Genomic DNA, 9870 nt, shown 5'->3' on the forward strand with positions numbered 1-9870 from the left:
CCTCTACTCCTTCGCGAGTCGCTGCCGCCTTGCGGCCGCCGCGTCGTCCAGCATCCGGTCCATCGTCCATTCCGCTTCAAACCCCAAAGTGTTTCTGATCCGCTCGTTGGACGTATGGTAATAAACGCCGTCGCCGGGAAAATCGACTGTCACGATGGGCAGACCGGTCAGCGCCGCAATTTTCGGCAGAAGCGCGGCGAAATCGGCCGGTTCATCGGCGCCAAGATTGAAGGTGCCGCCCGCCGCCCCGGGGTGATCGAGAGCAAGCAGAATGCCCGCCACCATGTCGCGTGTATCGGTTATATGCATACGGAACGGCCGGCCTTTTTCATTGCGCGCCAGAATGTGCGACGGCTCACCGATATCGCGGGACTGGAGCAATTCGGCGATGGCAGTGTTTCCGAAATTCTGCTGCTGGCGAATGCGCGGCCGCAGGAAAAATCGGGGACCGGAAAAGAAACTCTCCTCATCCAGCAGTTCCGCCGCATCCTGCGTATGCGAAAACCGCAGGATCACCGTTTCCATGGTGCCGCTTCGCTGGTGGAAGCGCACCAGCTCTTCGCCCAGAAGCTTGGTGAGACCATAGGGCGAATTGGGGCAGAGCGGATGGTCCTCGGTGACCGGCAGGAACGCCGGCCGGTTTTCCGGATAGACCTCACCCGAGGAAGCGAAAACGAACCGCCGCACGCCAGCTGCTGACGCCGCGTCCAGAAGCCGGCGCGTGCCCTCGACATTGACGGCGAACATGCGGTCACGATCCGCCGGAGCCCATGACATAAAGGCGCCAAGATGCAGGACGGCACTCACGTCCTTGATGGCCTCGGACAATGCCTGCGCATCCTCCAGCGACCCGACGACCTCCTCGCCGCCGGTTGCCGATGGCCTCAAATCAAAACCGCGAACGGCGCGGCCCTGTGCGCGCAAGGCTGCGACAACGGCACGGCCGACACGCCCTGCCGATCCGGTGACAAGGATCATAGCCGTGCTCCCGTCTTTGCATCGAAGAGATAAAGCTGGGCCGGATCGAAACCGAGCCGGAGCGCCTCATTGCCGGGAAGGCTGCCGGTATGCGAGACGCGCGCGATCAGCCCCTTGGACTTGCCCTCCTCGCCATCCGCGACCCTTGCGCCCTCCGCATCGAAATAGACATATTTTTCCGATCCCAGGCTTTCCACCAGCGTCGGACGGACATCGAAAGTGACCGGCGCATCACCCAGAACGAGATGTTCCGGCCGCAGGCCGACAATCACGCTGCCCTGGCGGCCGACCGCACCCGGCAGGGAGACCTGTTGCCCCAACAGGGTAACAGTGCCGTCACGCAGTTCCGCATTGAGGAAATTCATGCCCGGCGAGCCGATGAAACCGGCAACGAAAAGATTGGCCGGATTGTTGAAAAGCTCGTCGGGTGCAGCGATCTGCTGGATGATGCCGCCCTGCATGATGACGACGCGGTCCGCCATCGTCATCGCTTCGACCTGATCATGCGTCACATAAACGGTGGTGACACCGATGCGCTTGTGCAATGCGCCGATTTCGGCACGCATGTGGACGCGCAGCTTGGCATCGAGGTTGGACAGCGGCTCATCCATCAGGAAGGCCTGCGGCTGGCGCACGATGGCACGGCCGAGCGCGACACGCTGGCGCTGGCCGCCCGAGAGATCTTTGGGCTTGCGATCGAGATAGGGGGTCACTTCCAGAATGCGCGCCGCATCATCAACCCGGCGGTCGATCTCGGCCTTGTCCGTGCCCCGCATCTTCAGGCCGAAGCCGATATTCTGGCGAACGGTGAGGTGCGGATAAAGCGCATAGTTCTGGAACACCATGGCGATGTCGCGGTCACCCGGCGCCAGATCCGTCACTTCGTTGTCGCCGATGAAGATCTGGCCTTCGCTTGCCGGTTCGAGGCCGGCAAGGATTTTCAGCATCGTCGACTTGCCGCAGCCGGAAGGCCCGACCAGCACCACGAACTCGCCGTTCTCGATCTCAAGCGAAAACGGCCTGAGCACGTTGAGCGCGCCATAGGACTTGCTGACGTTGCGAATGGAAATATTGGCCATGCTTATTTCTCCGCGCCAGCGGTAAGGCCGCCGACCAAATAACGTTCCAGGAACAGGTAGATTGCGATGATCGGCAGCGCGATGAACACGGATGCGGCGGAAATGTCGTTCCAGTAGGTGACATATTCGCCCTGCATGGTGGTGATGCCGAGATTGGCCGTCCAGTTGTCCGGCGAGTTGACGAGGAAGGTGCGCGCATAGGCATAGTCTGCCCAGCTGAGCACGAAAGCATAAAGTGCGGTGGCGGCAAGCCCCGGTGTGGCAATGGGAAGCACGACGCGCACCATCGCGCCGATCGGCGAGCAGCCGTCGACCATGGCAGCCTGTTCCAGTTCCTTCGGAATGGTGTCGAAATAGCCTTTCAGCATCCATGTGGCGAAAGGAATGATCATTGTCGAATGCGCCAGAACCAGCGTCCACAGACTGCCGATCAGGCCAAAGCTGGAAAAGATCGAAAACAGCGGAATGACCAGCAGCGTCGCGGGCAGCATCTTCGCCGTCAGGACGAAGAGGCCCATGGTCGCGCCACCCCGCATGGAATAACGCGACAGCGCATAACCGGCGCTGACCGAGACCAGCATCGACAGCGCCACCGAGCCGATGGCCGCCAGCATCGAATTCCAAAGCCACAGCAGGATCGGTTTTGCCGCCCAGACGCGGGCGAAGATGTCCCACTGCGGATCGTCCGGCCAGAAGGTCGGCGGCAGGCGGTAAAGCTCATCGGTGGTGGAAAGTGCCGTGACCAGCAGCCAGTAGACCGGGAACAGGATCATCACCAGCGTGAAGAACACAGTCGCGTAAAGGGCAAGGCTCTGTAAAAATGTCCGTTTCATCAAAGCCTCCTCAATAGATCGATTTCGAACGCCGGCCGAGCATCAGGAGGCTCGCGACGATGCAGATCACCAGCGTCAGCACGCCGACGGCGGCGGCGCGGCCGAAATTGTGATACTGGAACGCCTGGTCATAGGTCATGATCGACAGCGTCTGGGTTGAACGCAGCGGCCCGCCGCCGGTCAGAACCTTGATGATGGAAAAGTCGCGGAATACCCACAGCAGCGTCAGCACCAGCGTCACGCCCAGCACCGGCATCAAAAGCGGCATGGTGATCCAGCGGAAACGCTGCCACACACTCGCGCCATCGACCTTGGCCGCCGCATAATAATCGGCGGGGATGGACTGCAGGCCAGCCAGACACATGATCGAGACGAAAGGAAAACCCTTCCACACCATGGTGATCGCCACGGCCCAGAAGGCGGCCGTGGAACTGCTGACCCACGGGATCATCTGGTCGGTGAAACCGAGCTTGATCGCCAGCCAGCCGAACAGGCCGAATGAAGTGTCGAACATCCACGCAAAGATGACGACCGCGATGATTTCCGGCACGGCCCAGGGCAGCGCCATTCCCAGCCGCGCGACGGTGCGGCCCTTGAAACGGTTATTGGCGAGAAGCGCCGTGCTGAGGCCGACCGCAACGCTGCCGGCGGTGACGACCACGACCAGTTTCAGCGTTACCCAGCAGGCCAGCCAGAATTCCGGCGACGAGAACAGCCAGGTGTAATTGCTCAGCGAAAACGGCCGGCTGGCGCCGCCAAGCCTTGGTATCTTGACCTGCTGGAACGACAGGTCGATGGCCAGCACGAGCGGCCAGACGATGATGGCGGCAACCATCAGGACCGCGGGCGCGATCAGAATATAGCCGAGGAGATGTTGCCGGCTGGGACGCGCAAGATCGAAGAACTTGCGACGCCCAGCCCGAACGGGTTCGGTCATGGATGGTCCTCCTGCCGGATGCGAATGATTGCCATGGCCCTTTACGGGCCATGGCAGGACAACAAGATCAGGACAATGGGGGATCAACCCTTGATGGCTTCGGCCTTTGCCTGCATGGTTTTCGCCACCTCCGCCGGATCGAGATCCTGAATGATCATCCGCTGGCTTTCTTCCATCACCATCTTGCTGAACTCGTTGTAGAAAAGCTCAAGCCCGGTCGGAATGCGGTCGATACCGGCTTCAGACGCGGCCTTCATTGTTTCGATCAGCACCGGAAAATGCGGGATGGTCTTTTCAACACCCGAGACATCCGCCTTCGGGCTTGGCGGGGTGTTGCCGCCAAGGGTGGCGTAACTGCGCTGGAATTCCGGCGTCATCGTCAGCTTGATGAAATCCCAGACCAATGCCTTCTGGTCGTCGGGAATATCGGCAGGCATCGCCAGCACGTTGGACGAGCCGCCAAGCGGCGGATGAAGCGGCGGCGCGACATAGACGATGTCACTCTTGGCCGAACCCTTTTCAGTCGTGCCATAAAGCCACGGTCCATCGAGCCGCATGGCCATCTTGCCATCGGCAAACAGCTTGCGCACGTCGCTGGCGCTCATGTCGACCGGGCTGATGCCGCTCTTCATCACGGTTTTCCAGCGTGAAAGGCCCTCGACCATCTGGGGCGTATCGATGGTGATGTTGCCATCCTTGTCAGTCCAGTAGGCGCCGGCATCGATGATGTAGTTCAGCATTTCCGTCAGATATTGCCCCGGACCACCCTTGGTTTCGTGGCCGGTGCCGAACTGGTCGATGATGCCGTCGCCGTTCAGATCCTTGGTCGTGGCTTTTGCAGCGGCCAGAAACTCGTCATAGGTCTTCGGAACCGCAACGCCGGCCTCTTCCAGCAGCTTCTTGTTATAGGCCATGACGAAACCGAAATAGTTGGTCATGATGCAGACCGTTTCGCCGTTCCATTCGCATTTCTGCTGGCCGGCCCAGCCGGTCATGTCGATGCCATCCTTCTTCAGCCACGGGTCGAGCGGTTCCAGCCAGCCGCTATCGGCAAACATCTGGAATTCGAAGGATGCCAGATGCACGATCTGCGGCGGCTGGTTGGCGGCGAAAAGCGTGGTCATCGTATCCGCGTAGGAACTGCGCTCCGCCTTGGTGAATTCGATCTTCACCCCCGGATGCTGTTTCTCGAAGGCGGCGATGGCGGAATGCCACCATTCGCCCGTTCCGGCATCGTCGGTCTGCCAGGAAATGAACTTCAGCACGGTATCGGCCATGGCGGGCGCAACAGCGCCCATGGTCATCAAGACGGCGGTCGCGGTGCTGAGCGCCAGCTTTTTCATTCTTTTGGTCATGGTTTCCTCCTCCAAAAAACCAAATCAGATACGTTCAATCAGACCCAGCGCCGCCTCCGACGGTCTTACCCCAAGTCCCGGTCCCGACGGCAGGTGATACCTGCCTTCGCGGCAATCCATGTCGCCGTCCAGCAGGCGGCGGTTCGGCTCGAAGATCGAGTGCTGGAATTCGTGTCCCTTCAGCATCGACAATGTCGACGACGCCTGCAGGCTGGCGGCAAGGAAGATGCCGGCGCCAACGGTGGCGTGCGGGATCACGTCAATGCCGTGCTCGGCGGCAAGGGCGCCGATGCGGATGAAATTGGTGATGCCCTTATGGCCCATTTCCGGCTGCACGATCGCGATGCGGCAGCGTTCGATGCGGGCACGCATATCCCAATGGGTGCGCCATTCCTCGCCGACGGCAATCGGCACGTCGGTATTCTTCGAAACCTTCTCCAGACCGGCAATGTCCTCCGTCCAGACGGGTGCTTCGGCGAACCACGGGTCGAAGGGCTGCATTTCGGCAATCAGTTCCAGCGCCCGTTCCGGCGTCTGGTTCCAGTGCATGTCGGCGGCGATCTTCGCCTGCGGCCCAAGCACCTGCCGGAGATTGGCAATTTCGGCCGCCGGGCCGTCATCGGCCACCGGCGTTGCGAATTTGAAGGCGTTAAAACCGCGATCCTGCCAGTATTTCGCCAGTTCCCCGCGCGCCTTCAGCGTTTTTTCAGGCAGGCCGGAAACATAGGCCGGAAACGTATCTACCCCGCCGCCGAGAAGGTCGCGAACCGATTTTCCGGCTTCTTGTCCGGCAATATCCCAGAGCGCGATATCGAGCGCAGCGAGCGCATCGACGTAAAAGCCGCCGGTATAACCGCGCACCCGCATCATGTCGTAAAGATCGTCATAAACAGCCGAAGGATCGGACGCATCGCGGCCGATCACGAAACCGGCGAGAAGATCATTGATGAGGGCGGCGACCGCGCCGGGGGCGACGATGCCATAGGTCTCGCCCCAGCCGACAGTGCCGGCCTCGGTGGTCATCCGCACCAGCACGCTGCGGTCGAAGGTGGGGTAGACCGTGCGATTGCCCTTGCGCACGATGTAGCCGTTGGGATTGACCACCTCGCCTTCCCTGAGCGCGCCAAGATAGGGAACCTTGCGCGGCTGGGTCAGCGTGAAGACTTCGACGGTTGCGATGGGGCTGTTCATGCGGCCTCCGCGGCAACAAGGCCGAGTTCGACCAGATTGGCGTCAATATCGGCAATGGCCGCCGCATCAAGCTCGGGTGTCGGCGCACGCACGCCAACGCCTTCGATCACACCGCGACGGGCGAGCACATATTTGGTCAGCCGCATGCGATAGACCGCCTGCAACACCAGAAGCGGCAGGGTGCGGACATAGATCCGGCGCGCCTCTTCCTGCCGCCCGGCAACAAGCGCCCGGTCGATGGCCACATGTTCCTCGGCGATCTCCAGCGCCGGCATGGCAGCTGTAGCACCTCGAGCATATTCGTCGAGAATGTAACGCGCACCGCCGCCACCGATGACGCCCTTCAGTGTCGAAGGCGCATGGGCGATGATGTGGCTGATGGCCGGGCCGGCGGGAAGCGTTTCTTCCTTGACATAGGTCACCTGCGGCAAGGCGCGCACGATCTCCACGATTGCCTGAGGCGAAAGGTCGGAGCCGCGCGGCGCAGGCGCATTCTGCAGGATGATTTCAACCTCGGGCAGCGCCTCAACGATCCGGCCGAGGAATTCGATCAGCGCCGGCGCATCCGTCCCGACCGATTTGGGCGGCTGTACCATCAGGTGGCGAATGCCGAGCGCCGATGCCGCCCGCCCATGCTCGACCACCTCACGCCAGTCGGCCGCACTGGCGCCGGCCACAACAGGCACTCGGCCGGCCACCGCATCCACGACGATCTTCAGCAGCGTTGCGCGCTCGGCGGCATTCAAAGCCTCCACCTCGCTGGCGAAACCGGGAAACACGACACCATCCACGCCCTTGTCGAGCGCAAAGACCACCAGCCGCTTCATACCCGCTTCGTCAATGCCGCCATCAGCCAGAAACGGCGTGGGCAGAACAGGCAAAATCCCCTTGAGGCCAGCCACCATCTTTCTCCTCCCAATTAAGTATCATATTTTGATACCTTGAATTCACTAATTGACACTACATAGACTTGCACCCTATGACAAGCCCCAAGATGAAATGAACGACGAGGTTCAAGACATGGCAGCAGCAGCGACATCGATCATCGTCGATTGGGGAACGACATCACTGAGGGCGGCGCTCGTTGGTGAAGGCGGCGAAGAACTCGATCATCTGGAAACCGCCGACGGTATTTCGAGCCTTGGCAAGGGTGAGCACGAGGCGGCGCTGATGGCGGCACTCGCACCCTGGTTCTCGCGCCACGGGGCCCTGCCCGTCGCGGCCCTCGGCATGATCACCAGCCGCAACGGCTGGGTGGAAGTCGCTTATGTACCGTGCCCGGCAGGCCCGGCGGAACTTGCCGCCGGCACGGTGCGCAGGTCGCTGCCGAACGGCTCCGACCTCGTCTTCCTGCCGGGTCTCAACGACCCCGCCCGCCAGCCCTTTCCGGATGTCATGCGCGGCGAAGAAACCCAGATCGTCGGCCACGGCCTTGGCGAAGACGCCACCCTCATCATCCCCGGAACCCACAGCAAATGGGCGCGGGTGAAGGCGGGGCGGATTGACGGTTTCCAGACATTCGTTACCGGTGAAATCTTCAACCTGCTCATCAATCATTCCTTCATCGCGCGCGGTTCAACGCAGCCGCCGGTCGATGATCCCGAGGCCTATCGCTGGGGTCTGAAAGAGGCAAAACGATCCGCCGACATGTTGTCGCTGCTGTTTTCGGCGCGAACCGGCGGGCTTGCCGGCCGGCTTTCGCCGGATCAGCTGCGCTCCTATGTGCGGGGACTGGTCATCGGCCAGGAGTTTCGGCAGGCCCGCGATGCCGGATGGTATGCGGAGGGAGACGAGGCAGCTATCGTCGGCAATGATGGGCTGAACGATCTCCATCTGGTTGCCGCAGATGTGTTCGGTCTCAAGACATCCATGGGTGCGGATGACGCACTGACAAAAGGGGCCCTGACTGTCCTGCACCGAGCGCTTTCGTAACCTCTGTCGATCGCCGGATGCTGCCATGTCGGCATCCGGCTTTCAGCCCACATGTTTTAGGACCGTCATGTACGACTTCCCAGCCAATATCGGCACCAGCCGTCACGAAAACGATATCATTGCCATTCTGGCCCGCCTCCAGCGCATCGGCCTTCCAGACAATCCGATCGCCTTTTATGGCTCATCCTCGTTTCGAATCTGGAACTCCGTCACCCAGGATCTCGGCTCGCTGGATATCGTCAATCTGGGATTTGGCGGCGGCACCTACCTCTCCGCCAGCCACTACCTGCACCAGCTCCTGGTTCCCTTAAAGCCAGGTAGAGTGGTGCTTTATTTCGGCGAAAACGATATTGCCAGCGACGGCCTCAAGGCTCAGACGACGCTTCGACACCTGCAGGATTTGCGGCATCGCATCTCTCGAGCGCTACCGCAGGCGGACGTGTTTGTTCTGGCGATCAAGCACAGTCCCGCGCGCTGGATATACCGCCAGGAATTCAATCTCTTCAACCAGACGGCGCGCGACTGGTGCAAGGGCCACGAACGCACGACATGGCTTGATCCGAACCCCGGCCTCATCGGTGAAAATGGTCTGCCGATGTTCCGTTATTATCTGCCAGATCTGGTTCATCTGAATGCAGCAGGCTATGCGGTCTGGTCGGAAACGCTCAGAAAAACGTTGGGTCTGCTGAACTGAGGCAAGCGGCAACTTTATCTTTTAGCCTTGATGAGAACAAAATCCTCGACCTGCGATTCTAAAAGCGTTCTGCAGTGGATGGGAACCGAACCGCTGACCTTGATGTTCAACGATCCCCAAACAGCTGAAATATCTGGAACTTTAATCGTGAAGCATTGTCGGCGTAGGTGATCAGTAATGTCAATGATGCACTTTTAGCGTGACGATGCCGGGCTATCTCGCTGAAATTCTTGCAATCAGAGCCTCGTAATTAACTGCTAAAGGTTTGCCGCCTTGCTCTTGGCAGCCAAGAAATGACGAAAATCGTGTATGGTGATCAGCCATTTGCGCAGTCAGGGATGAACCTTTCAGTTATAGGCAGTTGACAGGCCTATCAGAGGAGTGTCGTTGAGCTGCCGTCACGTCGTGCATACCTCGGACACGCCGCAAGATTGGCGCGAACGTGTGCCCCGCTTTGCGCCTGCTGATTTTCGAATTTGTGTTTTGTTGCGGGGATTTAGCCTGCTTGATCGTAGCTGTTTAGCGTACTGGATCGTAGTTTCGGGCTATCCTGGGATAGTGTAGCGTAGGAAATGGTTGCGGGGGCAGGATTTGAACCTGCGGCCTTCAGGTTATGAGCCTGACGAGCTACCGGGCTGCTCCACCCCGCGTTGACTGGTTTTATTATAGCATAAAGGCCGCTTGATGCGGCCTTTTGATTTGGGCTTTGTGCCGGTTTTTGTGAATGAGAAGATTTGTGTTGCGTTTTGCAGACCTGGCAGCGACCTACTCTCCCGCGTCTTGAGACGAAGTACCATTGGCGCTGGGGCGTTTCACGGCCGTGTTCGGAATGGGAACGGGTGCAGCCGCCCCGCGATAACCACCAGGTCGG

Annotated in this window: 9 protein-coding genes, 1 tRNA gene and 1 rRNA gene; 2 read left to right on the plus strand and 9 right to left on the minus strand. The window is 60.2% G+C overall.

Annotated elements, in window-relative coordinates; genetic code table 11:
* Nucleotides 1-3 precede the first annotated feature (3 nt).
* The 7 genes from EM858_RS13435 to EM858_RS13465 form a co-directional block, all read right to left on the minus strand.
* Complete coding sequence (locus EM858_RS13435) at nt 4-978, minus strand: NAD(P)-dependent oxidoreductase (protein ID WP_080820117.1); 975 nt, start codon at nt 976-978, stop codon at nt 4-6.
* Complete coding sequence (ugpC, locus tag EM858_RS13440) at nt 975-2057, minus strand: sn-glycerol-3-phosphate ABC transporter ATP-binding protein UgpC (protein ID WP_080820115.1); 1083 nt, start codon at nt 2055-2057, stop codon at nt 975-977. The genes EM858_RS13435 and ugpC overlap by 4 nt, the downstream gene beginning before the upstream one ends.
* A 2-nt stretch (nt 2058-2059) precedes the next feature.
* Entirely contained in the window at nt 2060-2890 is an 831-nt protein-coding gene (locus tag EM858_RS13445; protein WP_080820113.1) for a carbohydrate ABC transporter permease, read from the minus strand.
* A 10-nt stretch (nt 2891-2900) separates the two neighbouring features.
* Complete coding sequence (locus EM858_RS13450) at nt 2901-3827, minus strand: sugar ABC transporter permease (protein WP_080820109.1); 927 nt, start codon at nt 3825-3827, stop codon at nt 2901-2903.
* An 83-nt stretch (nt 3828-3910) separates the two neighbouring features.
* Nucleotides 3911-5182, minus strand: coding sequence for a sugar ABC transporter substrate-binding protein (locus tag EM858_RS13455; RefSeq protein WP_065116468.1), 1272 nt, complete (start codon nt 5180-5182; stop codon nt 3911-3913).
* 24 nt (nt 5183-5206) lie between these two features.
* Nucleotides 5207-6373 (minus strand): mandelate racemase/muconate lactonizing enzyme family protein, encoded by a 1167-nt coding sequence (locus EM858_RS13460; protein WP_080820106.1) that lies wholly within the window; start codon nt 6371-6373, stop codon nt 5207-5209.
* Complete coding sequence (locus EM858_RS13465) at nt 6370-7278, minus strand: dihydrodipicolinate synthase family protein (protein WP_080820104.1); 909 nt, start codon at nt 7276-7278, stop codon at nt 6370-6372. Before EM858_RS13465 ends, EM858_RS13460 begins: the two co-directional genes overlap by 4 nt.
* Before the next feature lie 115 nt (nt 7279-7393).
* Between EM858_RS13465 and EM858_RS13470 the strand changes: the two genes are divergently transcribed.
* Both EM858_RS13470 and EM858_RS13475 read left to right on the plus strand, forming a co-directional pair.
* Nucleotides 7394-8305, plus strand: a complete 912-nt coding sequence (locus EM858_RS13470) for a 2-dehydro-3-deoxygalactonokinase (protein WP_080821038.1) — start codon at nt 7394-7396, stop codon at nt 8303-8305.
* Between the two features lie 67 nt (nt 8306-8372).
* Nucleotides 8373-8999 carry a GDSL-type esterase/lipase family protein gene (locus tag EM858_RS13475; RefSeq protein ID WP_080820102.1) on the plus strand — a complete coding sequence of 209 codons (627 nt, stop codon included), beginning with the start codon at nt 8373-8375 and terminating at the stop codon, nt 8997-8999.
* A 573-nt stretch (nt 9000-9572) separates the two neighbouring features.
* Here EM858_RS13475 and EM858_RS13480 read toward each other — a convergent pair.
* Nucleotides 9573-9649: transfer RNA gene (locus EM858_RS13480), tRNA-Met, on the minus strand.
* A 102-nt stretch (nt 9650-9751) separates the two neighbouring features.
* Nucleotides 9752-9866: ribosomal RNA gene (gene rrf, locus EM858_RS13485) — 5S ribosomal RNA — on the minus strand.
* Between the last annotated feature and the right edge of the window lie 4 nt (nt 9867-9870).

It is taken from the genome of Agrobacterium sp. CNPSo 2736 (assembly GCF_004005385.1).
GTDB lineage: Bacteria > Pseudomonadota > Alphaproteobacteria > Rhizobiales > Rhizobiaceae > Agrobacterium > Agrobacterium leguminum.

What these genes read in the sequence shown, in the direction of transcription:
- EM858_RS13435 (WP_080820117.1), bottom strand. Translation starts at nt 978, where the DNA reads ATGATCCTTGTCACCGGATCGGCAGGGCGTGTCGGCCGTGCCGTTGTC.
- ugpC (WP_080820115.1), bottom strand. Translation starts at nt 2,057, where the DNA reads ATGGCCAATATTTCCATTCGCAACGTCAGCAAGTCCTATGGCGCGCTC.
- EM858_RS13445 (WP_080820113.1), bottom strand. Translation starts at nt 2,890, where the DNA reads ATGAAACGGACATTTTTACAGAGCCTTGCCCTTTACGCGACTGTGTTC.
- EM858_RS13450 (WP_080820109.1), bottom strand. Translation starts at nt 3,827, where the DNA reads ATGACCGAACCCGTTCGGGCTGGGCGTCGCAAGTTCTTCGATCTTGCG.
- EM858_RS13455 (WP_065116468.1), bottom strand. Translation starts at nt 5,182, where the DNA reads ATGACCAAAAGAATGAAAAAGCTGGCGCTCAGCACCGCGACCGCCGTC.
- EM858_RS13460 (WP_080820106.1), bottom strand. Translation starts at nt 6,373, where the DNA reads ATGAACAGCCCCATCGCAACCGTCGAAGTCTTCACGCTGACCCAGCCG.
- EM858_RS13465 (WP_080820104.1), bottom strand. Translation starts at nt 7,278, where the DNA reads ATGGTGGCTGGCCTCAAGGGGATTTTGCCTGTTCTGCCCACGCCGTTT.
- EM858_RS13470 (WP_080821038.1), top strand. Translation starts at nt 7,394, where the DNA reads ATGGCAGCAGCAGCGACATCGATCATCGTCGATTGGGGAACGACATCA.
- EM858_RS13475 (WP_080820102.1), top strand. Translation starts at nt 8,373, where the DNA reads ATGTACGACTTCCCAGCCAATATCGGCACCAGCCGTCACGAAAACGAT.